This window comes from Agrobacterium sp. MCAB5 (assembly GCF_052114365.1).
Classification (GTDB): Bacteria; Pseudomonadota; Alphaproteobacteria; order Rhizobiales; family Rhizobiaceae; genus Agrobacterium; species Agrobacterium tumefaciens.
The window spans coordinates 1-459 of the sequence record NZ_JBFREP010000254.1; the positions used below are offsets into that span (position 1 = coordinate 1).

Below are 459 nucleotides of genomic sequence, written 5' to 3' on the forward strand. Positions count from 1 at the left end.
AGTGATTGAAGCGCCATTTTTGCCAGTGATGCATCGTCGCGCTGACCGGCGATCGCCGCCAGAAGGCACCAGTAGAATGCGCTGCCCTCAACCTGCTGATCCTGCAGTAGCTTCAATGCGTCATCAAAAGCACCGCGCTGGTAATAACTGGCCGCAAGGAACGTATAGTCGGACGGTTGCGGAACTGCCATCAGTTCGATTGTTGTTTTGATGATCGCTTCTGCCTGCCCATAGTCTCCGACTGCAAAGAGCCGGCTGGCAATCAAGACCCTTTCCCGGGCATTTTCAGGAAGCACCGCGAGTGCTTTTGCGACCGACGCCTGAAAGCCCTTTTCGTCCTCGGCCTGGAATTCAAGCATCGTTTTGGCCCGAAGCGTAAGCCAGGACGCAGGCGCAAGCCTCTGAGCGTTCTGGTATCCACGCCACGCTTCTTCAAGCTTAAGTTGGCTGCCCTTGCGA

The 459-nt window shown here is 56.0% G+C and carries 1 protein-coding gene; it reads right to left on the reverse strand.

All coding sequences use genetic code 11. From position 1 onward, the window contains the following. Nucleotides 1-459 (reverse strand): hypothetical protein (locus AB4Z23_RS28495; RefSeq protein WP_441361309.1); only part of this gene is annotated, 459 nt, incomplete at both ends.